General features: G+C 51.3%; 25 protein-coding genes. 4 read left to right on the plus strand and 21 right to left on the minus strand.

The window, feature by feature from the left end; all coding sequences use genetic code 11:
* Positions 1-51: 51 nt before the first annotated feature.
* A complete protein-coding gene (locus BUB73_RS06630) occupies positions 52-558 on the plus strand; it encodes a RidA family protein (protein WP_073158084.1) in 507 nt (168 codons plus the stop codon).
* On the opposite strand, the gene BUB73_RS06635 is transcribed toward BUB73_RS06630, so the two are convergent.
* The 5 genes from BUB73_RS06635 to rapA all read right to left on the minus strand — a co-directional run bounded on the left by BUB73_RS06635 (position 559) and on the right by rapA (position 8855).
* On the minus strand, positions 559-1062 hold the full coding sequence (locus tag BUB73_RS06635; protein ID WP_073284542.1) for an HD domain-containing protein: 504 nt from the start codon (positions 1060-1062) through the stop codon (positions 559-561).
* A 105-nt stretch (positions 1063-1167) separates the two neighbouring features.
* Positions 1168-3819, minus strand: coding sequence for a DNA mismatch repair protein MutS (gene mutS, locus BUB73_RS06640; protein WP_073284545.1), 2652 nt, complete (start codon positions 3817-3819; stop codon positions 1168-1170).
* Positions 3819-4526, minus strand: a complete 708-nt coding sequence (gene scpB, locus BUB73_RS06645) for an SMC-Scp complex subunit ScpB (protein WP_073158075.1) — start codon at positions 4524-4526, stop codon at positions 3819-3821. The genes mutS and scpB overlap by 1 nt, the downstream gene beginning before the upstream one ends.
* A gap of 15 nt (positions 4527-4541) precedes the next feature.
* Positions 4542-5681 carry a glutamate 5-kinase gene (gene proB / locus BUB73_RS06650; protein ID WP_073158072.1) on the minus strand — a complete coding sequence of 380 codons (1140 nt, stop codon included), beginning with the start codon at positions 5679-5681 and terminating at the stop codon, positions 4542-4544.
* Between the two features lie 186 nt (positions 5682-5867).
* Positions 5868-8855 carry an RNA polymerase-associated protein RapA gene (gene rapA, locus BUB73_RS06655; RefSeq protein WP_073284547.1) on the minus strand — a complete coding sequence of 996 codons (2988 nt, stop codon included), beginning with the start codon at positions 8853-8855 and terminating at the stop codon, positions 5868-5870.
* Positions 8856-8941: 86 nt separating this feature from the next.
* Between rapA and BUB73_RS06660 the strand changes: the two genes are divergently transcribed.
* A complete protein-coding gene (locus BUB73_RS06660; protein ID WP_073284550.1) occupies positions 8942-9778 on the plus strand; it encodes an RDD family protein in 837 nt (278 codons plus the stop codon).
* A gap of 5 nt (positions 9779-9783) precedes the next feature.
* Positions 9784-11067 carry a UDP-N-acetylglucosamine 1-carboxyvinyltransferase gene (gene murA, locus BUB73_RS06665; RefSeq protein ID WP_073284553.1) on the plus strand — a complete coding sequence of 428 codons (1284 nt, stop codon included), beginning with the start codon at positions 9784-9786 and terminating at the stop codon, positions 11065-11067.
* A 393-nt stretch (positions 11068-11460) separates the two neighbouring features.
* Here the strand turns inward: murA and BUB73_RS06670 are convergent, their stop codons facing one another.
* The 13 genes from BUB73_RS06670 to BUB73_RS06725 all read right to left on the minus strand — a co-directional run bounded on the left by BUB73_RS06670 (position 11461) and on the right by BUB73_RS06725 (position 21829).
* Positions 11461-12462, minus strand: coding sequence for a tetratricopeptide repeat protein (locus tag BUB73_RS06670; RefSeq protein WP_254795012.1), 1002 nt, complete (start codon positions 12460-12462; stop codon positions 11461-11463).
* A 99-nt stretch (positions 12463-12561) separates the two neighbouring features.
* The gene (locus tag BUB73_RS06675; RefSeq protein WP_073158058.1) at positions 12562-13161 is read right to left on the minus strand and encodes an OmpA family protein; all 600 of its coding nucleotides are present in this window, start codon (positions 13159-13161) and stop codon (positions 12562-12564) included.
* Positions 13162-13178: 17 nt separating this feature from the next.
* On the minus strand, positions 13179-14489 hold the full coding sequence (locus tag BUB73_RS06680; protein ID WP_249269310.1) for a translocation protein TolB: 1311 nt from the start codon (positions 14487-14489) through the stop codon (positions 13179-13181).
* 19 nt (positions 14490-14508) lie between these two features.
* Positions 14509-15285, minus strand: a complete 777-nt coding sequence (locus tag BUB73_RS06685) for an energy transducer TonB (RefSeq protein ID WP_249269311.1) — start codon at positions 15283-15285, stop codon at positions 14509-14511.
* 11 nt (positions 15286-15296) lie between these two features.
* On the minus strand, positions 15297-15707 hold the full coding sequence (locus tag BUB73_RS06690) for an ExbD/TolR family protein (protein WP_073158055.1): 411 nt from the start codon (positions 15705-15707) through the stop codon (positions 15297-15299).
* Between the two features lie 8 nt (positions 15708-15715).
* Complete coding sequence (locus BUB73_RS06695; protein WP_139258260.1) at positions 15716-16408, minus strand: MotA/TolQ/ExbB proton channel family protein; 693 nt, start codon at positions 16406-16408, stop codon at positions 15716-15718.
* Between the two features lie 233 nt (positions 16409-16641).
* A complete protein-coding gene (locus BUB73_RS06700) occupies positions 16642-17373 on the minus strand; it encodes a ribonuclease HII (protein ID WP_073284559.1) in 732 nt (243 codons plus the stop codon).
* A 100-nt stretch (positions 17374-17473) separates the two neighbouring features.
* A complete protein-coding gene (purN, locus tag BUB73_RS06705) occupies positions 17474-18064 on the minus strand; it encodes a phosphoribosylglycinamide formyltransferase (RefSeq protein WP_073158047.1) in 591 nt (196 codons plus the stop codon).
* A 64-nt stretch (positions 18065-18128) separates the two neighbouring features.
* Positions 18129-18263, minus strand: coding sequence for a hypothetical protein (locus BUB73_RS17820; RefSeq protein WP_254917597.1), 135 nt, complete (start codon positions 18261-18263; stop codon positions 18129-18131).
* Between the two features lie 202 nt (positions 18264-18465).
* Complete coding sequence (locus BUB73_RS06710) at positions 18466-20355, minus strand: SulP family inorganic anion transporter (protein WP_073158044.1); 1890 nt, start codon at positions 20353-20355, stop codon at positions 18466-18468.
* An 88-nt stretch (positions 20356-20443) separates the two neighbouring features.
* Positions 20444-20719 carry a hypothetical protein gene (locus tag BUB73_RS06715; protein WP_073158041.1) on the minus strand — a complete coding sequence of 92 codons (276 nt, stop codon included), beginning with the start codon at positions 20717-20719 and terminating at the stop codon, positions 20444-20446.
* Positions 20720-20733: 14 nt separating this feature from the next.
* Positions 20734-21318, minus strand: a complete 585-nt coding sequence (locus BUB73_RS06720; RefSeq protein WP_073158038.1) for a hypothetical protein — start codon at positions 21316-21318, stop codon at positions 20734-20736.
* Between the two features lie 10 nt (positions 21319-21328).
* A complete protein-coding gene (locus BUB73_RS06725; protein ID WP_249269312.1) occupies positions 21329-21829 on the minus strand; it encodes a sulfurtransferase TusA family protein in 501 nt (166 codons plus the stop codon).
* Positions 21830-21989: 160 nt separating this feature from the next.
* Here BUB73_RS06725 and BUB73_RS06730 point away from each other — a divergent pair, with 160 nt between their 5' ends.
* The gene (locus tag BUB73_RS06730) at positions 21990-23561 is read left to right on the plus strand and encodes a glycosyltransferase (RefSeq protein ID WP_170932275.1); all 1572 of its coding nucleotides are present in this window, start codon (positions 21990-21992) and stop codon (positions 23559-23561) included.
* 71 nt (positions 23562-23632) lie between these two features.
* Here the strand turns inward: BUB73_RS06730 and BUB73_RS17970 are convergent, their stop codons facing one another.
* The 3 genes from BUB73_RS17970 to BUB73_RS06745 are packed head-to-tail and all read right to left on the minus strand — an operon-like array spanning position 23633 to position 24929.
* Entirely contained in the window at positions 23633-23863 is a 231-nt protein-coding gene (locus BUB73_RS17970) for a prepilin-type N-terminal cleavage/methylation domain-containing protein (protein ID WP_073234831.1), read from the minus strand.
* Positions 23851-24165 (minus strand): type IV pilus modification PilV family protein, encoded by a 315-nt coding sequence (locus BUB73_RS06740; protein ID WP_073284562.1) that lies wholly within the window; start codon positions 24163-24165, stop codon positions 23851-23853. The genes BUB73_RS17970 and BUB73_RS06740 overlap by 13 nt, the downstream gene beginning before the upstream one ends.
* Complete coding sequence (locus tag BUB73_RS06745) at positions 24162-24929, minus strand: hypothetical protein (protein WP_139259136.1); 768 nt, start codon at positions 24927-24929, stop codon at positions 24162-24164. The genes BUB73_RS06740 and BUB73_RS06745 overlap by 4 nt, the downstream gene beginning before the upstream one ends.
* Positions 24930-25006: the final 77 nt, after the last annotated feature.

The raw sequence follows: 25006 nt of genomic DNA on the forward strand, positions 1-25006 counted from the left end.
TCAGAAAAGGAAAGTTTGTATTATTTAGAGGTAAAAGTCAAGGAGATCCTTATGCAGAACATCGTTAAGAAAGTCGAAGAACTGGGTTTGACCCTTCCCGCCGTTGCAGCCCCTCTGGCCGCATACGTACCCGCCACTCGTGCAGGCGATGTGATTTTCGTGTCGGGCCAGCTGCCCTCCGTGAACGGTGATTTTTCTGCATACACCGGCATTGTGCCCGACGCCCTTTCTCCGGAAAAGGCCAAGGAAGGCGCAGCCATCTGCCTGCTGAACAACCTTGCCGCCGCCATGAGCTTACTGCAGGACGGCGAAACCTTGAAGCTGGTTCAGCTCCAGGGCTTTGTGCAGTCTAACCCGGAATTCAAGGAACAGCCCGCAATTTTGAACGGAGCCAGCGAACTGGCCGTACAGATTCTGGGTGATAACGGCAAGCACGCCCGCACCGCAGTAGGTGTGGCCGCCCTGCCCAAGAACGCCGGCGTAGAAGTCAGCTGTACCTTCCAGGTGATCAAGAGCGAAACCAAGTTCGAAGGTCGCTACGGCTGGATCGAAAAGTAACTAGAATTCAAATCGAAGCAACCAATCTCGCATTTTTTGCGTCGGAACGTTTTCCTTGCGGGATTTGGTTGCAATAAGGGCGCCCGCCGAGGTCGCCATTTTTTGTGGATCCAAAAGAAAATCTACGCGGCCCAAATCCAGACGGTCGGCATCGTAGCAAGTATCAATCGTCGGGTCACCGCTACTACGTTCCGTAGTATGGTGCTTGCAGGCGTGATACAGTTTTTCAAACTGTTCGTCCGTAATTTCGAACAGTTTTTCTTCGCGACATTTTAGAGCAAATTCAGCCCCGCGGCCGCCATGCTTGCTATCGTAGCCGTCACTTTCCCGCTTGGAATCATGAAAGAGCGCAAACAGACGAACCACAGTGACATCGGCCTTGGTCTTTTTAGCTAACAAAAGTCCGTTAAACTCCACCTGGCGCCAATGGGCCAATCCGTGGATATTGGAATCGTAAACCCGATCCTCGTAAACGTAGTCCTGTAATGCAGCGAAATCGATCATACAACAACTAATAGCAATTTTTTCAGTTGCCACACATTCTTTGTAAAAGAAAAGGTGTTTGCAAGATATGCAAAAACCTTTTCCCTTTAACCTTTACGCTCTACGCTATTTCCCGTAGTGGTCCTTCATGTCCATCAGGTATTGGAGCGCCTGCATGGGGGTCATTTCTTCGGGGCGGAGGCGGCGGATTTCTTCCTTCAGAAGCTGGGCGGATTCGTCTACAGGGGTTGCAAACAGGTCCACCTGGGGCTTTTCCTTCAGTTTCTTGTTGGCGGCTTCGTCGCTGGGGTCGATCTTGTGCTTTTCTAGGCGGAGCAAGATCTTGCGGGCACGGCGCAGCACGTTATTGGGAAGGCCTGCCATTTCTGCCACATGGATACCGTAGCTAGAGTCGCAAGCCCCTTCGAGAATCTTATGGAGGAACAAGAGTTTATCGCCCTTTTCCTGAACGGCCACCTGGTAGTTGCCAGCATGTTCAAGGTCTTCCACCAGGCCAGTCAATTCGTGGTAGTGAGTTGCAAAGAGCGTCAGGGCAGCGCGGGCCGGCTCGTCGTGCAAAGTCTCCACGATGGCCCAGGCAATGGAGAGGCCGTCGAAGGTACTGGTACCGCGGCCGATTTCGTCCAGAAGCACCAGGCTGTGGGCGGTAGCGTTACGCAGAATGTTTGCAGTTTCAATCATTTCCACCATGAAGGTAGAAAGGCCTCGGCTCAGGCGGTCGCTGGCACCTACGCGGGTAAAGATACGGTCCACAACGCCAATGCGGGCACTTTCCGCAGGCACAAAGCAACCGATCTGAGCCATCAGGACAATCAAGCCGGTCTGACGCAGGTACGTAGATTTACCAGCCATGTTGGGGCCGGTAATAAGCATCAGTCGGGTCGCCTCGGGAGAAAGCGTTACATCGTTGCTGATGAAATCCAGGTCAGGATTTACCGCAACGATCACCGGATGGAAACCACCCTTGATTTCGATGCCGGAACCTTCAAAGACTTCAGGGCAAACATAGTTGTACTTGCGGGCGGCGCGGGCAAAACTGTAAAGCGTATCCACGCGGGCAATGGCGTTGGCGATTTCCTGAAGTTCTGCACGCCAGGAGTTGACGCAGTCGCGGAGTTCGCAGAAAATCTTGTATTCCAGAGCGTGAATGTTCACTTCGGCATTGCTGATGATGGATTCGCATTCCTTCATTTCCGGAGTGATGTAACGTTCGGCATTCACCGTAGTCTGCTTACGGATATATTCGTCGGGAATAGGATTGGTGGCCTTGGCCATGGCGGCGCGGGTCACTTCGATGTAGTAACCGAAAACCTTGTTGTAGCCCACCTTAAGACTGGGAATTCCAAGACGTTCCTTTTCGCGAGTTTCAAGGGACGCAATCCACTGACGTCTATCCTTAATGTCAGCATTCATGGCGTCCAGTTCTGCGTTGGCTCCTTCACGGATCATGCCGCCTTCGCGAACGGTCAAGGGCAAGTCTTCGTTAAACTGGTTGAGAAGTTTCTCTCCCCTGCCCTGGGCGCGGATCAAAGCCTCACGCATGGGTTCGAAAATGGGAGAACGCAAACCTTCCAGAACATCGGCCACCTTGGCGGCCTGAGAAAGGGAGCGACCCATACCCGCAAGGTCACGGGCATTGGCACGGCCAGAGCCTACGCGGCCCATCAGGCGTTCCATATCCAGAATAGAAGTGAGGGATTCCCTCAACTCGTCAAGGGCTACCGGATTGTTCACCAGTTCATCGACGGCTTCTTCGCGAGCCTTGATGCGGTCTACAGAAATCAGCGGATGGCTCACCCAGTCCTTCAAAGTTCTACCACCCATGGCAGTAACGGTAAAGTCCAGCACATAGCAAAGGGTGCTGCTCATGTCATCGGCGTTCAGCGGGCGCACCAGTTCCAGGTTACGCAAGGTGGACGGATCCAATGTCATGTAGTCATCCAGATTCAAAATTTCCAGAGCCGTAAAATGAGACAGCTCAGACTTTTTCTGGAACATCAAATACTGGAGCATGGCCCCAGTCACAGAAGTTTCTTCGGGGCGGCCATCAAGACCAAGGCCATCCAGAGCTTCCACCTTGAAATGGCTAAACAGCGTATCGCGGGCAGCCTCTTCACCGAACTGGAAAGCGGGCAGTTCAGTCACCAGAATATTTTCGGACTTTACCAAATCCATGACACCATCGGGAATCACGGTTCCTTCGGGAACAACGATTTCCTTGGGCATGCGGCGGCAGAATTCACATTCAAAAGCCTGAATGGAACTTTTACTTGTGGCCAAATAACCGGTAGTCACATCGGCGATGGCAAAGGCGGCCAAGTCGGCACACTTTCCGTCGACGGTTTCCGCAACGGCAGCCTTCGCAGGGATGTAGGCGCAAAGGTAATTTGCTTCCTTAGCATCCAGGTTAGCTTCGTTCATAGCGGTACCGGCACTGATGATTTCAACAATGTCGCGCTTGACGATACCCTTGGCCAGTTTAGGATCTTCGACCTGTTCACAGATAGCCACTCGATAGCCTGCGGCCACCATCTTGGGAACGTAACGTTCAGCGGCGTGGTGAGGGAATCCGCAAAGGGGTGTGGCTCCAGATGCACCGTTATTGCGGCTGGTCAAGGTAATGCCTAAAATCTTGGAGGCGATAACAGCGTCTTCTTCAAAAAGTTCAAAGAAGTCACCCATTCTAAAGAACAGAATACAGCCCGGATTCTGGGCCTTGATATCGTAATACTGTTGCATTAAAGGAGTGCAGGCCATTACAGATCTCCCATAGAAAGTTCAACCTGATCCGGATTATCCTCAGGTTCCTGAGGTTCATCGTTGGCAATGGATTCAGGCTTGGCGTATTGAGGCACCAGGGCGCCGGCTTCCAGAAGTTCGCTAAATTCGCGGAGGCGGGGCAAGTCTTCGGGAATGCGGTTGATTCCGAAGTACTTCATAAATTCCTGGGTGGTCACGTAGGTGTAAGGGTTACCCACAGTTTCGGCGCGGGAACCCAGGGCGATGAAACCCTTATCCAGCAAGTTACGGATCGGGCCATCTACAGAAGACACGCCACGAACCTGTTCAATGGCCGCCTTGGTAATGGGCTGCTGGTAAGCAATCACAGCGAGAGTTTCAAGTGCAGCCTGGCTTAAGCGGCGGGCATTTGCTTCGGGGAACAACTTGCGGACCCAAGGATAATACTTGGCGCGCGTACGGAAGCGATAACCACCGGCCTGTTCCACAATTTCAAAAGGTGAATTGATCTTGTTCAGGGAATCGTTGGCAGCAATAAGTGCGTCAGACACTAGGCGAGCATCCAGGAAGTCGCCCAGGATTTCACGAAGCTTCTTCAAAGTCACCACATCAGTAGAGGCAAAAACCAATGCCTGGATAATGCGAGCCAGATCTTCCTGACTTTCAACTTTCGGGAGTTCCGCCGATTCTTCGGCCAATTCGTCTAAGTTCTGATCTTCTGCCATAATTCAACTCTCTTATTAAAACACCACCAGGTCGTTCTTGTGAACCAGTTCGTCGGCAACGTCCTTACCCAGCAAGGCATGGATTTCGGAAGTCTTCTTGTGGAGTACAAGCTTCAAAGTTTCACTATCGAACTTAGCGACACCGCGGGCCACAGCTTCGCCAGATTCGCTCAGGACTTCAATAAGGTCGCCCTTGTCAAAATGTTTCTTCACAGCGACAACACCAACGGGCAGCAGGCTGGAATGCTTTTCGCGCAAGGCCTTTACGCCACCTTCGTCCACCACGACACTTCCGCGGGGAGTGGTAATAAAGCTGAGCCAACGCTGACGGCTGTTCAACTTTTTCTTGGAGCCTACAAATAAAGTACCTTCAGCCTGTTCGAGAATCACTTCGTGGGGAAGCACGCGCATACCGCAAGCCAGGAACGCATTGCAGCCGCTCTTGGTTACATTACGGATTGCCTCAAGCTTACTGCGCATACCGCCGGTACTTACAGCAGAACCGGCTTCGCCGGGCTTACCAGCCAGAGCGAGAACAGCGGGAGTAATTTCGGGAACGAAACGCAGCAGGCGGGCATTGGGATTCTTCTTGGGATTATCGTCAAAGAGACCGTCTTCGTCCGTAAAGATCAGCAGCAAGTCTGCATCCAGGAACAGGGCCACGTCAGAAGACAGCTTATCGTTATCGCCCACCTTGATTTCAGCCACAGCCAGAGAGTCGTTCTCGTTGATGATAGGAACGATCTTACGGGCGAGCATGGCCTTGATGGTGTTCTGCAGATTCTTGTAACGGCCGCGATCGCGGAAGTCATCTGCAGACAAAAGAATCTGGCCCACAGAAAGCTGGCACCAGCGGAACATTTCGCGGTAGGCGTACATCAAGTCGATCTGACCCACAGCGGCGCAGGCCTGCTTTTCAGCAATGACCGTAGGCTTTTCCTTATAGCCCAGCTGACTCATGCCGGTACCCACAGCACCGGAAGTCACGATGACCACTTCCTTTCCAGCTTCCATAAGGCGGGCAACGGAATCAGCCAGCTTCTGGATATAGCGGGTACGGACGCCACCCTTTTCGGAATCCACCAGAATGCGGGAACCAATCTTTACCACAATGCGGTGGGCTTCATTCAAAATGTTCTTTCTTAATTCACTCATATTCAGGTCGCACCTTTGGTGCTTTCAGTTTTCAGGTCGCTCACTACGTTCGCTTTGAGGTATCAGGTCGCTCGCGTCGCTCGCTTTCAGGTTAAATTACAAATCTCTTTACATCTCTCAAAATTCTTTCCCGGTTGACCTCATACCTCAGAGGGCCGCAAGGACCGACCTCATTCCTCATACCTATTATCTGCAGACCAGAAGGCGGATGGCATCCAGGCGGAGCTGCGGGTTAGAAATAATCTTCTTCCATTCCTGGGCATTCTTGCGGAGCTGCTTCAACTGTTCGTTGTTGCCAGCCTTGCCACGCATAATCAGCAAGTGGTTCATGCGCTGGTATTCCTGTTCGGCACGAGCTTCCACAGCTTCTGCAGCCTGTTCGGCAAGTTCCTTAGCCTTGGCAGTCACCTCACGACGGGCAATAGCCAAGCCTTCCTTACCAAAGTACTTCAGAGTCATGTTCACAGCCGGATTTCCCTGAGGCACGGCCACATCCTTAAAGGTAGCCTTGGCAAGATCTTCAAGCTTGCTAGACAAGTCTTCGCCATTGGGGTTCACCAGAACGCTAATGTACTTGGGACCCGCAATGTCAGACACGCCCCATTCTTCAGAAATGGAGAAGTCTACAGCAAAGTTGTACTGCATGAGCAGGCCGCGCATACCGGAGTTCTGCCACATATTGCAAGACACAGCGCCATTGTCCAAAGTAGTTTCAAAGTCAATCACACCCTGAGACAGCGGATGTTCCAAGCTAACGAAATCCACTTCGTCATGGATCATGGCTACATTACGGTCAAAGGTAACGGTCAGGCTGGAGGCATCGGAGTAACGAGCATCTTCGTCACCGCCACCACCTTCAGAGAAGTCGCCCACATTCTGGACCACACGTCCGCCACCGCCACTGCTACCAGGCACACCGCCCACAGATTCGGGCATCCCCGGCACAGAACCGGCTTCCACCTGAGTTCCCATGGTCACCACATAGCAACCCGGAATCTTGCTCTTTTCAATTTCAAGTCCGCGGTTCATCAACGAAGAGAACACCAAAGTTTCAAGTTCAGGTTCAGCATCCACGCGCTGGATTTCGTCGGTAATTTCCTTTGCCTTCGCCGGATTGCGGGAGTTGAATTCCAGCAAGCGGTCACGCCCCTTCTCGATGTTCTTGCGCATGGTGTCGCAATCCTTCTTCACCTGGGGAATGACATTGTCCATGAAGTGCTGCAGGAATTCCTGGGGTTCTGCCAAGGCGGCAATCAACTCGTCGGTGTACTTCAGGAACAGTTCGCCACCGCTCATCATGGGAGTGCCGAAAGCATTCAAGCCGTTGTGGTACCAGCGGAACATGACTTCCTGACCGGAACCCTTTACATAAGGCACATGGATGATAATGTTTTCAGTCTGGCCAATGCGGTCCAGTCGACCGATACGCTGTTCCACCAAGGAAGCGTCCAGCGGCAAGTCAAACAAGATCAAGTGATGGGCAAACTGGAAGTTACGGCCTTCGGAACCTATTTCAGAAGCGATCAGAAGGTTAGCGCCGTTTTCACGGCTAAAGTTTGCGGCGGCCTTATCGCGGGCCATGATGGTCATATTTTCATGGAACATGGAGAAGGCGCCTTCGCCCATGTATTCCGTCAGCAAGGTCTCAAGAGCAAGAACCACCTGAATGGATTCGCAAATCAGCAGGACCTTGTCGTCCTTATGTTCCTTCAGGAATTGCTTCAACCACACATAGCGTTCGTCCATGCACCAGGCATCGGAGTAGCTGGTGCAAAGCAAACCGTTTTCCTGAATGTCCGTAGACATATCCAGGTCGTTCTCGGCAGCCACGTTCACCATTTCGCGATAACGTTCGTTAGGTTCCAACGGGATTTCGTCCAACACGCGCTTGGGGAATCCGCCCACGCCCTTACGGGTATTGCGGAACACCACGGAGCCAGTCCCCACGGCATCCACGATACGGCGGATCCATTCATCGGCAGACATGGACTTGGCGCTTTCCTGTTCAAGCCAGGGGCGGATCATGGACTTCTTGGGAACAATTTCGTTCAGGTCGTCCCAGCTCATCTGCTGACCAGGATCGGTAGGCAACTTGTTCAGTTCATTCACCAGTTTGCGGTACGCATCCTGATCCTTGATAAAATTATTGTAATCCGCAAAGCGGACCGGGTCCAACATCTTCAGTCGGTTAAACTGGGATTCCGGATGGAACTGCAGCGGAGTACCGGTCAAGAGCAACACACCCTTGGAGCGCTGGATCACCGCATTGGCCAGCAAGTATTCGTGGCTGGTAAATCCATCTTCGCAAACCAGGTGGTGAGCTTCATCGATAATGGTCATGTCCCACTTGACCTTCAGCAAGTCTTCGATCAGGGCCGGCTGCTTGATCAAGAAGTCGATGGAACAGATGATGTCGTTGGCCTGGGAGAACGGATTGGGCTTATCGTCTTCGTCAGCCACAAACAAGCCCTTCAGGTAGCCTTCGTCCACCAGGGTAAACAGATGGTTGAAGCGGCGCTTCATTTCCACCAGCCACTGATGCTTCAGAGTTTCGGGAACAATCACCAAGGTACGGGTCACGCGTCCGCGGGCCTTCAGGGCATGCCAGATCATGCCGGCTTCGATAGTCTTACCCAGGCCCACTTCGTCAGAAAGCATCAGACGGGGCAGAGCGGAGCTGGAACAGGCGCGCTGGCACAGATAGTACTGGTGGGGAATCTGGCTTACACGGGGGCCAATCATACCGCGTACCGGCGAAGACTGCCACTTGCAATACAGCTTCATGGACTGTTCGCGGCGGAGGAACTGGTCGCTATCGGAAATGCGGTTTTCCTGCAGGGCACGGAACAAGTCGGCGGGCCTAGCAATGGAAATCTTGCCATTCAGTTCGGATTCCTTCATGGAACGACCGGCGCGACCTTCATAGACCACCAGCCCATCCACTTCCACCACATTTTCCACCGTAAAGGAAACACCCTTTTCGCTCTTCGCAGTTTCACCCACGGCAAGCAGGAAACGGTCCACCGGGGCACCCATGGAACGGTAAAGACGAACATCATTCACAGCAGGGAAAGAAATCTTCACAATACGGTCCTGAACTTCCGTGACTATGCCGAGTCCCAGAGCAGGTTCCGATTGACTTACGTAGCGTTGGCCAACCTTAAAATTCATCATAAGCCCCCAATTTAGTTTTTTTTCAAAATTTCGGCTTCCCTACTACGCCCGACAATATCCGCTTTTTTTGCTACATTGTACCCAGTATGATTTGGTATTATATTGATGAAAGCATAACCGACGGAGACAGGCGCAAGGGTCCTTATTCTATCGATGAATTAATGGATCTTGTCAAATCCGAAACGGTAAAGCCCCAGACTCTGGTATGGCACTCAGGTATGAAGGACTGGGTCCGCTGGGAAGATACGGAAGAAGCAAAGAACAATGCTAACCTTTTTGAAAAGGGGGAATCCGCAGAAGGTTCCGCCCTTTCCGACGAAGAGCAAATCAAGGCAGCCCTAGAAGCCATCCTGGCAGAACATAAGGCCTCCAAGCGCTACGCCGGATTCTTCGTCCGCGCCGCCGCCTATTTCGTCGACAACCTCATCCTTTCTGCATTCGGAATCGTCATCCTCATGGTCCTGAGCGCAATGCAGCTGGCCGACCTGAACGCCATTTCCGAAGCAATGAACGCCTACATCGCAGACCCCACCGCCGAAGACGCCATGAGCAAGATCCTGGAAGCCCCCGGCACCCATCTGTTCCTATCCATCTGGGGTATCGTGCAGGGCATTTACTTCATCGTCTTTACCGCAATAAAGTCCGCCACCCCCGGCAAGAAGTTGTTCAAGATCCATGTGGAACCCGCCTACAGCATCAGTACCGTCAGCGGAATCGCAAAGGTTAGCTGGGTTCTCAGCACATTGCGTTATGTGGCAAGCCTTTTCACCCAGTTCACCTTGATGTTCTACGGCATCGGCTATCTGGTGGTCATGATTGACCCCAAGCGCAGATCCCTTCATGACTGGATTGCAAGAACCTACGTGGTTCACGACACAAGTGTTAAAATCAAAGTTCGTCCCGACGACGATCAGGAGAAATAGTTTATATGTATCGTTTTGAAGTTCACCAGGCGGTAAAACCTCTCGAAGGTGAAGTCGAAATTTCCGGCGCAAAGAATGCCGTGCTTGCCGTGATGGCAGCCGCTCTCCTGGCCGACGGCGTTTCCGAAATTACAAACGTCCCCCACCTGAAAGACATGAAGACCATGTCTGACGTGCTCCGCGTTATCGGTTGCCGTATCAGCGGTGAATCCCACCAGCTTAAAATCGACACCCGCGGTGCCGACCATCTGGAAGCCCCCTACGAACTGGTAAAGACCATGCGCGCCAGCTTCTATGTGTTGGGACCTCTGGTGGCCCGCTTCGGACGTTGCCGCGTTTCTCTCCCCGGTGGATGCGCCTGGGGCCCCCGCCCCGTGGACTTGCATTTGAAGGGTCTTGAAGCCCTAGGTGCAAAAATCACATTGACCCGCGGTTATGTAGAAGCAACCTGTGAAGGACGTCTCCCCGGCGGTAACTTCAACTTCCCCATTTCTTCTGTAGGCGCCACCGTCAACGTGTTGATGGCAGCCACTCTCGCCAAGGGCACCAGCGTTCTTCAGAATGCCGCCCTTGAACCCGAAATTGACAACCTGGTGGACTTCCTCAACTCCATGGGTGCCAAGATCCAGGGCCGCGGAACCCGCACCCTTACCGTGCAGGGCGTGGAAGCTCTCCGTCCGGGCAAGTGCTTTACCATTCCCGACCGTATCGAAGCAGGCACCTTCCTTTGCGCAGCCGCCATCACCCGCGGATGCATCAAGGTCACCAAGGTCTTTCCCGAACATATCGCCAGCACCCTGGACGCCTTCCGCGATATGGGCTGCAAGGTGGAAGTGGGCAACGACTGGGCTCAGGTTGACGCCCGCGGCGTAGAACTGAAGCCTATCAACGTCACCACCCTCCCCTACCCCGGCTACCCCACCGACATGCAGGCTCCGCTGATGGCAACTCTCGTTTCCATCCCGGGCAACAGCACCATCCAGGATACAGTCTACAACGACCGCTTCAAGCACGTGGCAGAACTGCAGCGTCTTGGCGCAGACATCCAGGTGAACGGCAACACCGCCATCATCAAGGGCGGCACCAAGCTGGAAGGTACCGATATCATGGGTAGCGACCTGCGTGCAACAGCCGCACTGGTTCTGGCCGCATTCATTTCCGAAGGCGAAAGTACCGTCAGCCGCGTGTACCATCTGGACCGCGGTTACGAAGACTTCGAAAATAAAGTCGCTAAGATCGGCGGCGTAGTGATCCGTCACTCCGACGACGAAGAAGAAGATAATTTCTGATAATGATGCAAGGGAGGAGCTATTCCACCCTTGATTCATTCACCAAATTGACCAAATTACTGACCAAATTGGTCCAAAGGCGTCGTTTGGTCAGTAAAAAAAGAATACCTTTTCCCAACGGAAGAGGTTTTTTGTTTTTGTCTTACTAACCAAATTGACAAAAAAACGATGTTTGGTTAGTATATATATTCCAATTTTCAAGAAAACACTATATATAAACTAATTTCTTACTAACCAAACTTTCTTACATTCGACATTAGGTTAGTAAACCCCGAAAAAAAAAACTCCCACACACGCGAATTCCACTTCCGCACCCCATTCAAAACCTTAAGGCAAAAAAAATCCGGCGCAGCGGGCTGCGTCGGACTTTTTCATTTTTATGTAGGTAAAATTCTACGGATTTGCAGTGGGGGCAGCAGGTGCGGGGGCTGCGGCGGGATTTGCGGATTCTACGGCAGGAGCGGCGGAGGGGTCAGCGGGGGCTGCGGCAGGTGCTTTTTCCGCAACGGGCTGAGCTTCCAGGGGTACTTCCTTAGGCACGCAAGCTTCTACAGGAGCGCCTTCCTTAACCTTGTCTTCCTTTTCCAGGATTTCCTGGAGCATTTCGGCGGCCTGTTCGAACTCGCCGGTAGTTTCGCAAGACTTGTTAGAAAGAATCTTCTGCAGATACTGCTTCTGCATATCGATATCGCATTCATCGCTGTAGATGCTAGCCAGCTTGAACATCGCCGGGCAAGTCTTCTGACCATCGGGGAATGCTTCGGACATACGGGCGAAAACCTTCTTGGCCTTATCCATCTGATTTACTTCAATCAGGCAGAGAGCCATCCAGTACAGAGAATTTTCGGCAAGTTCGCCGGTCTTCATCTGTTCATAGACCTGCTTAAAGCCGGAGTAGGCCAGCTTATATTCGCTACGGTGATAGTCGCTGCGAGCAGTATTGAACATGGCTTCCGCTTCCACAAGCTTTTCAGCTTCGCGTTCCAGGCTGTCCATAGAAACAGGAGCCGGAGCGCCGCTGACCACAACCTTCTTGGCAAGGATCTTGTCAGACTTACCCAACAGCATGTCCAGACGATACAGAATTTCTTCCTGTCTAGAGTCATTGCGTTCAGATTCGTCGGACACTCGACGAGAAAGCATGGTAATTTCAGCCTGCATACGCTTTTGAGCCAGGGAGGCCGCTTCCAGACGAGCCAAAGCCGAGTCCAGTTCTGCACGCAGGGAATCATTCTGAGCGCCCAGAGTTTCTACGGTATAGGCAGCATTCTTCTGCACGGTAGTCTGCACGTCCGTGCCAACAGCCTTCATTTCCTGAGTGCGGAGCATGGTCACCTGACTACAGCCAGTGAGTGCCAGCGCGACAACAGCAATACCCAAAGCCAATCGTTTCATATACACCTCGCTATAAAACCAGCGAAAAATAAACGTTCAAGTCCACATTATTCATTGGCCTCAATCATGAGCAAGCAAGCTTGCTCGCGACACCCGGCTCTAGTCCTTAATATTCACGCGGAAGTTAGCGCGACGGTTCTGAGAATAGGCTTCTTCAGAGGAACCTTCAGCCTTGGGAGCTTCCTTACCGTAGCTAACAGATTCCATGCGCTTGTTGTCGATGCCGTAAGCAGCCAGGAATTCCTTCACCTTCATGGCGCGCTTTGCACCCAGGGTAAAGTTGTAATCTTCGGTACCGCGAGCATCGGTATGGCCTTCGATAGTGATGGTGAAGCGTTCTTCCTTGATCAGGAGTTCGCCAACCTGGGCCAGCAATTCCTTAGCCTTTTCAGTCAGTTCGGAACGGTCAAAGTCAAAGTAGACGTCTTCGCTCATGATCTGGTTGATCAGCTGTTCCAGACGGGCACGTTCTGCTTCAAGGCGGGCACGTTCTGCAGCAAGGCGTTCAGCTTCAAGGCGAGCCTGTTCTGCAGCCAGGGAATCCTGGTTCACGGGAGCAGATTCAACAGCGGGAGCTGCTTCTGCAGCAGGAGCCTGTTCTGCAGCGGGATCCGTTACAGGGGGCTGCTTCTTGGAGCAAGCGACAAGGGCGAGGGAGGCGGTAGTAACCACCAGGGCGAGTTTAACGAAGTTCTTCATTTTGCACCTTCTTTTGTTTATTGTTTATTATCGTCTTCATAGAAGAAGGACCAGGTAGGCGCGGTGTTTTCGCCGGAGTTGGTAATACGGGTCACGTTGGATCCGTCCTTCCTCATGATATAAATCTGATAGCTTCCGCTGCGGTTACTTGCGAAAGCGATGAGCTTACCATCGGGAGACCAGGTGGGATGCTCGTTGTTGCCTGCGTTGTTGGTCAGCTGTACAATGTCAGAGCCATCCAGGGCGCAGGTATAAATATTCATCTTGCCATTATCCATGGAAGTATAGGCAATGCGATCCCCTTCAGGAGACCAGCTGGCACGTTCATTGTAACGGCCCATGAAAGTCACGCGGCGCATATCGCTGCCATCCTTGCCCATCACAAAAATCTGAGGTCCACCGCCACGGTCACTGGTAAACAGGACTTCGCTGGCAAAGGGGCTCCAGGCAGGGCTGGTCTGATTGCTCTTCAGATAGGCAAACTTCCTGGCCTTCCCCGTTTCAGGATTACCGATATACAGATCCGTCTTACCGTCTACGGTACTGGAGAAAAGTAATTCGCCAGTTTTGGGATTTACAGCAGGACTATACGTCTGATCTAGATGAGGGAACAAAGACTTAATAGGTCCGCCAAACGTCTTGGAATAAAGCTTGGGGCGGTGAGTCTGGAAGTTCACAAAGATCAAGCCCTTATTGCCGCGGGTCCATACAGGCATCATGCTGATGGTCGTATCGCGAGTAATCTGGGAACGATGGAAACCATCGTAGTCAGAAACCACAACCTGCTTGACTCCATCGATCTTGGATACATAGGCCAGCTTGGTGGAGGCAACACCACGTTCGCCCCACAAACGGTAAATGACCTGGTCAAAGAACTTGTGCATGGCACGGCGAAGGTCCTGCTGACTGATAGTATAGGCTTCGCCCAGCATCATGTCCTTGGTCTGAGCCACATAAAGGAAACATTCCAGACGGAGCTTGCCACCTTCAGCCGGAGTCACCTTACCGGTAATGTAGTGCTTGGCACGATTCTTACTGAACAAGGCCAAGTTGAACTTGTCAGAAGCAATCACTTCGAAACGTCCAGAGAGTTCTGCATCTCGGGTAATGATCTGATGAGGTTTTTCCTCGATCCACTCAATGGCACCCTTGGTTTCGGTAAAAGGCACAATGCCAATGGGCATAGTCTTGAACACCGAAATACCAACGTCTACCGCAATGGTATCAATGGCAGCAAAGCTTGCGACCGGGGAAAACAGCAGGTACGCAAAGAACAGTACCAGAGCCCAGGACAGAAACTTAGAGATAGCCTTGATTTTTTCAATCATATCCGATCACACCTCTATATTAATTCGGCGTAAAGTTAAAATGCAACGTCAAGCTGGGAGCTCTAAAATTAAGCGGAAGCTCCGGAGCCTTGGAAATCGAGACCGCACGAACAGACAAATGATCCCAGGTCTTGTTACCCGAAGAACGCTTCAGCGTAATTCCAGTAATGCCTCCAAAACGGTCAATGGTAAACTGCACCGTGGTCTTCACGCTCTTCTTCACAGACAAACTATTGGGAGGATTGAAGTTCGCCATGATAATGCGTTTCAGCTGTTCCAGGTAGACCTGCATCAACGGGTCCATGTCAACAGAACCCACAGGATTCAAGCTGGGCGCTTCTACAGCGGCCGGCAAATCCAGGTCATCCACGTCAAAGTCATCTACCGGCTCCGGCTCGGGTTCCGGTTCCGGCTGCGGTTCCGGTTTTTCTTCCGGCTCGGGTTCCGGCTTCTTTTCTTCTTCGGGTTTGATGTCCGGCGGAAGTTCCTTATTTACCTTGGGCTTCGGCTCAGGCTTAGGTTTCACGTCGGGCTTAGGCTGTTCCTTAGGCGGATCAGGCGGAATTTCTGGGGGCTTAGGACGAGGCGGTCTGGGGCGAGCCTTCGGAGGCTGTTGCACCTGCACCATCTCGAACACGGGAATGGGTTCCGGTTCCTGCTTGAAATTCACAAAGTGAATACCAATACAAATTCCTGCGATCACCATATGGAACACAACGGCGCAAATGATGATTCGCACCATCATTCCATCGCCTTCGCTAGAGAAGTAGCGGATTTGTTCCTTACGTTCGCTCACTAAAATAATCCTTACCTTTTACCCGGTTTTTCTTTCGGGTTCATGGTCAAGAAGCCAAGCTTTGTAACGCCCAGCTTCTGCACCTGGGTCACCACCTTCATCACAAGGCCGTACTTCACTTCTTCGTCGGAGTTAATGACCACAGCCATTTCCCCGTTCCACAAAGACTTGAACACGTTATTGAAACTATGGAAATCCACCATCATGTCTGCGATGTAGATTTCTTCCTTCTTGGTGATGGAAACCTTCAAAAGTTTTTCCTGCTCCATAGTGGGAGCTTCGGCCTTGGGCAAGTCCACCTTGACACCCTGGCTCATGAGGGGAGCAGAAATGATGAACACGATCAAGATGGCGAACACGATATCGATCATGTTCGTCAGGTTCATTTCCTGCTTAAGTTCTTTACCGCGACTGCGCTTCACGACGCCTCCTAGCCGGCCACTTCTTCAAGAGCCAGCAAGTCGCCGCGCTTGAACAAGCTCAGCACCTGGGAACCAAAGTTGTAATAGGAAATTTCGTTCTGACCGTTATGGGAGGTAAAGTAGTTGTAGCCGGCAGATGCGGGAATTGCCACCACAAGGCCGCCAACCGTAGTAATCAAAGCCATAGCGATACCGGGAGCCACCACAGTCAAGTCGGCAGAACCGTGCTGACCGATCTGGAAGAAGGCCACCATAATGCCCCAGACCGTACCCAGCAGTCCGAAGAAGGGAGCCAGGTTGGAGCAGGTTGCCAGGAAGCTCAGATAGCGGTCTTCGGCCAGGCGCAGACCTTCGATAGAACGCTGGATGGTATCTTCCAGCAAGGACGCGCGGTGCTGGATGGAGTCATAACTCACGAAGTTACTGAACTTGGAAGCTTCCTTAAGTACTTCGGAAGTAAGGCTCTTCAGGGCACTTTCGTCGGCGGTTTCGCACAGGGTCTGCAGTTCCACAAACTGCTGAACGTTAATGAACTTGCGGAAGAACACCACATTGGCCCGCTGATTCTTCTTGTTCACCACATACTTGACCAGAATAATGCCCCAGGAACCCAAGGACATGACTGCAAGAATGCAGAGCACAACAATGGTAGCGATGTCCGACTGGGCAATCATTTGAAACAGAGGAACTGAGTTATTCAAAATAGCCTCCCTTCATAAAAAAGGATTACATAAATCTTTGACTATCAATAAGATAGAAAATTTTCAAGTTTTACATCTTCATTAAGACATAAAACCATGGCAAAATGTCAGTTTTCACCACAAATTAAAGAGAAAATACAAAAAAGAAGGTGCCAAGACCCAACATTTACAATTTCTTACAAAATAAATGGGTCCGTCAAAACAAATAAAAGTCAAACTTTTATAAATAAAAATTATAACGGAAGTTCCAACTGCAAAGACTTGGGATGAAAACTCATGCGATGCTCTGGGGTATAGCCAAGCTTTCGGATCGCATCAAGATGAGCCTTGGTACCATATCCGGCATGCTTGTCGAAGCCATAGCCCGGGTACTTCTTTTCCAGTTCATCCATGTAACGGTCACGGAAGACCTTCGCCAGGATAGAAGCGGCAGATATACTGGCAACACGGCCGTCACCCTTTACAATAGGCAGCTGGTTATCCTGAGGAATACCTCGGATCTTCAAGTTACCGTCTACTGCTACTAATATAGACGAGAGGGACGAACCTTCAGCGAAGGAACCCTTGACCTCAACAGGAATCTGAGGCGCCGTTTCCTGAATTCCAGGCAAACCTAAAGCCTGCAAGGCGCGGCGCATGGCCAAAAAGTCAGCCTCTAGAATATTGATTTCATCAATTTCGGCAACGCTGGCACTGGCAATGGCATAGCAGGCGCAAGCCTCCTTCACCGCTTCGAACATAGCTTCGCGCTTGGGGCGGGTCAGTTTCTTGGAGTCGTTCAGCGAAATCAAGGCGTCAGGCGATTTGAGAACGGCAACACAGGCAACCACAGGGCCAGCCAACGGCCCTCGACCCACCTCATCAACACCGGCAATGATGGATCCTGCGAAGTTTTCACGAAGGGCAACTTCACCATCGATAGGCGATTCGATTCCATCCAGAAATGCCGGCAGTTTAAATTTCATAAGCTACGTGCGGTGAGTTACGAGCCATGAGCTGCGAGCTAAAGTCAGGCGGCTTCGCCGCGATTATTGAAGCTCAAAACTCACAACTGATTGCTGACAACTATTTTACCAGCGCTTCGCCGTATTCCTTGATGGTACGCCAGTACAGGTCGTGTTCCTGAACAAGCACACGGGCAGCAAGGACTTCCGGAGTATCGTCAGGCATAACAGGCACCTTTCGCTGGGCAAGAATGCGACCGGCGTCAATTTCTTCGGATACCAGATGGATGGTAGGACCAGATTCCGTTTCGCCTGCGGCAAGAACAGCCTCGTGTACGAAATGCCCGTAGAAGCCTCGACCACCAAACTTCGGCAACAGAGACGGATGGATGTTCAGCACACGGTCGGGCAGACGTCTCAAAATGCTGGTAGGAATTGCCTTCATATAACCAGCCAGAATCAACAAGTCGATATCATACTTGTCAATCACTTCCAGGAGGGCGGCTTCATATTCCGCCTGGTCCGGATGGGTCTTGCCAGAAATATGGAACACGGGGACACCGTAAGTCTTGGCGTGGTCAACAGCACCACAGCCACCATTATTGGTAATGAGGAACTTACACTGGGCCTCCAGATCGCCCTCGCCAATTCGATCTATAATCGCTTTAAAATTGCTTCCTCCACCGGAAGCCATAACGCCAATCTTAAACATGGTGCCAAAGATAAAAAAAAATGCGACTCAAGGCCGCATTAACCACAAAAACTATAGAATTTGACTAGAACAGATGGACAAGAACAATCACGGCAAACAAAACCATGATGTAATTTTCCATAAAAATACCGAAAGGAGTCTTCTTGAAGGACTTTTTCTTTTTCACTTTTTTCGGTTCTGCAGTCAAGTACTTATACATTATAGCTCCTATAGTGCCCAACCAAAACTTCCCTAAGCGAGGCCAAATATAGAAAAGGAAAGGCTCACCTCCTAGGAACACAAGCCCATAAAAATTTTCAGTGTGAGATAATTCACAACAGCAATTCTCAACATATTTTTTGAGAACAAAAAAGTCGCAGGGCAAAGCCCTACGACTCTTAAAATTCATAGATAGGATCTAATTATTTCAGCTTCCAGACAGGTTCTTCAGCAACCTTTTCTGCGATGACTTCGGGAGTACCTTCGGCCACGGCTGCGTTGGATTCTTCAGGCAGCCAGGGCTTGTCGAGACCCTTTTCCCAGCTCACAGTGGGGTTCGGATCTACGGAAGCGTCAACCACAGGCAGGCCCAGAAGTTCGCGGGCACGGTTCAAGGCGGCATCGATGTTACCCAAGGCGTTTTCTTCGCCAAGCTGCTTCAGCACACCTGCGCGGGTCAGGGCCACCACCGGCTGGGCGTGCACACCGGAAAGGAGCAGCTGGGTACCGTCGGCCTTGCAGTGGTTCAGCAGGTCTTCGATCATGTTGATACCGGCTGCATCGATGCTGGAAACGCTACGCATGCGTAAGATGAGGATCTTGGGCTTCACTGCAATGCGGTTCAGGGTTTCCTTGAACTTGTCTACAGCACCAAAGAACAGGGAACCGGCAAGTTCATAAACCACAACGCCCTTGGGAACCTGACGGGCAAATTCGGTGTGTGAGACTTCTTCGTCATCGGCACGGATTGCATCGGTAACGGCATCCACTTCGGCAACTTCACTCATGCGCTTGATGAAGAGGATGGCAGCAAGGAGAACGCCCACTTCGATAGCGACCGTCAGGTCGATGATCACTGTGAGGAAGAATGCAACCAGCATAACGATTACGTCGCTCTTGGGAAGCTTGAACATCTTGATCACAGCGCGATAGCCGCACATATTGAATGCCACCTGGAAAAGCACTGCGGCAAGGGCAGCCATAGGAATCATTTCGGCATACTTACCCAGAACCAGCATGATGAGCAGGAGCACAACAGCATGAACGAGACCGGAAATCGGGGAAACGGCACCATTACGGATGTTGGTTGCAGTACGGGCAATAGCGCCAGTAGCCGGAATACCGCCGAACATGGGAGAAAGAAGGTTAGCCACGCCCTGACCGAAAAGTTCAGTGTTGGAGCGATGCTTGGTAGAAGTCATACCGTCGGCCACCACAGCAGAAAGCAGGGATTCGATAGCACCGAGAATAGCGATAGTCAAAGCAGGCTGGAACACTTCGCGCATCATGGAAAGGCTGATGTTCGGGAGATGCGGAGTGGGGAAACCAGACGGGATATGGTTCTTCATACCGATGGTCATGACGCCGTGGCCGTTAATGGGGTCGTCCCAGCCAAGCACCTTGACAATGACGGTAGCAACGATAATGGCGATGAGGGAACCCGGAACCTTGGTGGTGATCTTCGGCCAAAGAATGCAGACGGCCAAGGCGATAACACCGATAATCACGGAGTATACGTTTACAGTGTCGAAAGAGGAAACATAGAGCTTGATCTTGCCCACGGCGTCGGCAGGGTCCTTAGCCAGGAACTTCAGACCGAAGAAGTTGGGAACCTGACCCAGGGCGATGATCACGGCGATACCGGCAGTAAAGCCCACAGTCACCGGATACGGGATGAACTTGATGATGGCACCAAACTTGGCAAGGCCGAAGACAATAAGAATGATACCGGCTAGGAGCGTTGCGGAAGCGAGGCCATCGTAACCATACTGGCTAACGATGCCGTACACGATCACGATGAAGGCACCAGTGGGACCGCCAATCTGGAAACGGGAACCACCCAAAAGGCTGATGGTGAAACCAGCAATGATGGCAGTGTAGAGGCCCTGTTCAGGACCCACGCCAGAAGCGATAGCGAAAGCGATTGCCAGAGGCAATGCCAGGATGCCGACGATAACGCCGGACATCAAGTCGCTAATAAGATTTTGCTTGGTATATCCCCTCTTAATGGACTTTACAAGTTCGGGGGTAACAGTTGCTACAGATTCGGTCAAGAATTTCTTGACGGATTCTTTGGCATTAACGTTAGACATTTGGGCTTCTCCCTTTAAAAAGCGGCCCAAATTTAATTAAATCCAAGAATTTCGTTAAGGGTAAAAATTACCTATTTGAAGCCGCCCTCTAGCGGAGGCTCTTCTTCACGGAGCGCATCAGATTCCTGATTTCCTTGCTAGACATGGAAGGAACGTCAGCCTCTTTCTGAGCCTTTGACTTGGGAGCGCAATTTTCGCAGAGACGCTTGACCACGGTACCAAAGCTTGCCGCGCCGTCAGAAATAGAAGTTTCCTTGAAACGGAACTTCTTAAGGAGGGCTTCAGTCTTGCACTTGTCGCAGATACCCATCTGGGGAACGGCAGGTTCACGGGGAGTACGCATCTTTTCAGTCTTGATTTCCATTATTCCACCTTTTCTTATTTTATTTCTCTAATTATAAAATCATACATGAATAAACCCAGCAGCATATTGCACAAGGGGGTAGCCCTTCCCTCTTCTGTGTAGAGGCTACGTCCAAACTTGCCCCTTTCCAGCTGCTTTTCCTTGTATTTTGCGGCATGGGCTGCGAAATCTTCTACAAAGACCCGCTTCTCGTTTCGTCCGGCCAATTCAAAAATTCGTTCGTTCAGGGCCGTCAACTGCGCCGGTTCCGGAGGAAACATGTCTTCGGGAATAGTCAAAAAATGCAGTGGAGCGGTTGTCTTGTTCAGGAGTTCGCTAGCCAATGCGCTATACCGATCAAAAACGCCATTATAGTCTACACCGCCCCGCTTCAGTTCGCGAAGTCCAAGACCTATGATAAGGCGGCCAGCCTTTTTGCCGATAATGTCGGAAGAAGCCCGGGTCAAAAGCTGAGCCATGCTCTGGGGGGCAGGCGCATTGATGGAAAACTGGATAGGCCGATTAGCTTCTCGACACAGGATCATTTCGGAGCAACGGTTTGCTGCCTCGCCCTGTTCTCCCAGAAATTCATCGCCTAATATCAATATACGGTTTTCCACATGTTATAATCTACACAATTGCACCGCCGCAAACCACACTTATAGACCAAAAATTTCCTTTTTTTTCGCGATTTTCCACAATATGGCCATCGGCGACCAAGGACTGGGGTACGTTTTCGATGGGCGACCCCTCATCTAGATAGATGGTCATACGGGTCCCCTTGGGAGCTCCGGCAAGCACCAGCCGACTGCGGGCCGCGTTTCTGGGGCATACCACCCCGCGCAAGTCCAAAAGTTCAGGAAAATCAGAACAAAGTTCCTTCGGCAGTTCCAAAACCTTTATTTTTTCGCAAAATTCGGCAATTTTAATACCATTGGCACATGGGTCCTCTAGCCATGGTCCCATGGGAATTCCGGGCAAATTGGCGGCAACCACCATGGCAAGAGCCTCTTCCGGCGGAACCACCCTGCCGGAACCACGACGAATCCAGTCGGCGCAGGCAAAAGCCAGCAACTTTTTTAAGGATTCATCAAAATTAGACAGCCCCTGATTGGCGGTCAACCATTTCATGATAGGACTTTTTTCCAATTCGCCAGCCATATTTGACCAAATTTTAGGTAAAAAACACCAGATAATCACAATATAATGTAGCAAACTTCACATTGGGTTTCTATATTTGGCCCCAAACCTTGAAAAAGGCCATTATTTTAATACAGGTTATACGGTTATTATGGCAATCAGTACAATCCTACTGGACATCATGTTCGCGGTCTACGTGATCGCGGGTGTTGGACTCGTCATCTACGGCTTCAGCTGCTACTACAGCATCTACCTGTTCCTCAAGAACAGCCGTACCACACGCCTTTCCGACCGCAAGAAAATCTTGCAGTTCTATCGCGAACACAGCATGGCAGACCTGCCTCAAGTCACCACCCAGCTTCCCGTATTCAACGAAGCTAACTGTGTCGAACGACTCCTTGAGGCCGTATGCGCCATAGACTACCCCAAGGACAAGCACGAAATCCAGGTGCTGGACGACTCCACCGACGAATGCTATGAAGTCGCCAAGAAGAAGGTGGAAGAACTGGCAGCCAAGGGCTACGACATCAAGCTCATCCACCGCACCAACCGTCAGGAATTCAAGGCCGGCGCTCTTAAGGAAGCCATGGCTGTCGCCAAGGGTGAATTCCTTGCAATCTTCGACGCCGACTTCGTACCGGAGAAGGACTTCCTCCTGAAGACCATCCCCTACATGGTCATGGACGAACAGGTGGGCCTGGTCCAGGGTCGCTGGGGTCATCTGAACCGCACCGAATCCGGTCTTACTCTCGCTCAGTCTATCGGTATCGACGGCCACTTCGTGGTGGAACAGTCTGCACGTAGCTGGGGCAAGCTCTTTATGAACTTTAACGGTACCGCAGGTGTCTGGCGCAAGCAGGCCATCTATGGCGGTGGCGGCTGGGAAGGCGATACCTTGACCGAAGACATGGACCTTTCTTACCGTTCTCAGCTTGCTGGTTGGAAGATGAAGTTCGTGTTCGACGTGATCGTTCCTGCAGAACTCCCCAACGATATCAACTCCTTCAAGGCTCAGCAGTTCCGTTGGGCAAAGGGCTCTATCCAGACCGCAATCAAGATTCTGCCCCGCGTTCTCAAGTCCAACGTTCCGACTCGCGTAAAGATTGGTGCAATCCTTCATACGACTCACTATTCTATTCACCCCTGCATGTTGTTCACTGCACTTTGCGCATGGCCCCTGCTGGCATTCTTCCAGCCCGTAGCTAACCTGCCGGTCTGGGTTTACACAGTAGGCTTCACATTCATCTTCCTCGCTGCAATCGCTCCTTCTGTTCTTTACTTTGTTGCACAGCGTTGCTCCGGCTATACCGGTTGGAAGGTCCGCCTCCTCAGCATGCCGATCCTTATGGCACTGGGTGTAGGTATCGCAGTCAGCAACTCCAAGGCTGTGTTCGCCGCAATCACCGGCCGCAAGAGCGGCTTCGTCCGCACCCCCAAGAGCGGTGTCGGCCAGAAGAAGAAGGCTACCAGCCACTACAAGCAGAAGTTCCCCTGGCAGGCAATCCTTGAACTGGGCGTTGGCGTCTACTGTATCTTCGGTATGCTGGAATACATCGGCGCACAGAAGTTCATTATCGGACCGTTCCTCGCCCTCTACTCCATCGGTTTCCTTTCTGTTGGCGTTCTGAGCTTCATGCATTACCTGGGCAACCTGGTTGAAGTTCACAAGGCTCGCAAGGACGAAAATCATTTCGTTGAAGACGTGGACAAGGGTCAAGGCTAACAGCTAACCCACCTAGAGATTAAACCCCGGCTTTTTCGCCGGGGTTTCTTTTTTTTTCTAGCATCAGGCATTTACCGTCTTTGATAACATCGCCCCTTACCATAGGGAAGAACCCCATTCATTTGTTCTATCTGAATTCGAGATTCCGTGATGTATTTTCGTTGAAGGTGTAACGTCGCTTCATGATATCTGACATAAAACAAAAATGCAGACAATGTAACGACGGACGCAACAGACACGGCAACCATCAATTCCATCAAGGTAAAGCCTCTATTTTTCTGCAGACGGATTATCGTTTGCATTGGACAAGCCTTCTAAAATGAACCGGATGAGCAGGAGGTTCTGGAGTTACAAGAACATCAGCCCACGCGAGACCGGTTCCTGGCAACACCGAGTCAAGCTGATTGCAGGGAGGCGGATTTAAAACAAAGCTTTCAACCTTAGTGACAGCCGATTCAAAGGCCAGAGTTTGATTGCGTTCAGCCGTCTTCATTCGATTAAAGAAGTCGAACATACGGTCAACCGCCAACATCCCGACAGACATGACCACAACCGCTGTCCAGACCTCCATTAAGGTAAAGCCTCGGCAAGAGTTTAGGTTCATTGCAGGCTCCAGCGAAACGGTTCAAGGCCAGACAAAAACGAATTGCCGTCCGAAGCCAAATCTCTGGCAGGAAGCAACAATGGAGCGGATATATTCCGGGGAGCATATTCCACAGAATCGTTCAACGACATCAAGGCAGAAGGATATTCCCCCAAGGCGTGCTGTCGCAAAACAACGGGACCATCTGCCAGGAGGGCTCCAGAAAAACGAACATTTCCAGAAACTTCCTGCTGATCAGAACTATAGGTTTCAAGCCACCCAGCCCTGACATGGCCAGACAAAGCTATCATCCCGGCAGCATACAATCGCAAAGTATCAAACATTGCGGAACCTCGAACAGAGATACTCCCCGTGGACTTAAAATTACAGGATTGGGCGGATCCGAAATAGTCCACCAGCAAATCTCCGTCCTGAACAAACAGGGAAATATTTTCTGCAGGTCCCATCAGACGGCGGTTGCCCGATTTTATGACGAGGTTCTTTTTCAGCAGGATTTCCCGGTTGAGATTTGTCCGAAAATTTTCGACGATATTTTTCTTCAGCAGGCGCGGTATCTGCGAAGAAATTTCTGAAGAATCCAAACGACGTCCCGCCAAAACCTTAAGACGCCGAAGAGAATCCACAGGAGTCGATAGTTCCACCCATGGGCCTGCCGGAGCACAATCAACACTAGTATCGACGAACCCCTCCAAGTGCATTAGCATTCTAGATTCACTATCATACAAGGTCTGCAGATCCTTTTCTAGAGATTTCGCCTTTCGCAAGACACCCCCTGGCATAGACAGCAAGGCGGAGACCATAAAACCGACACATAACAAGATTACCACCACGACGGGCAACA

Origin of the sequence: Fibrobacter sp. UWH6 (assembly GCF_900142465.1) — a bacterium.
GTDB lineage: Bacteria > Fibrobacterota > Fibrobacteria > Fibrobacterales > Fibrobacteraceae > Fibrobacter.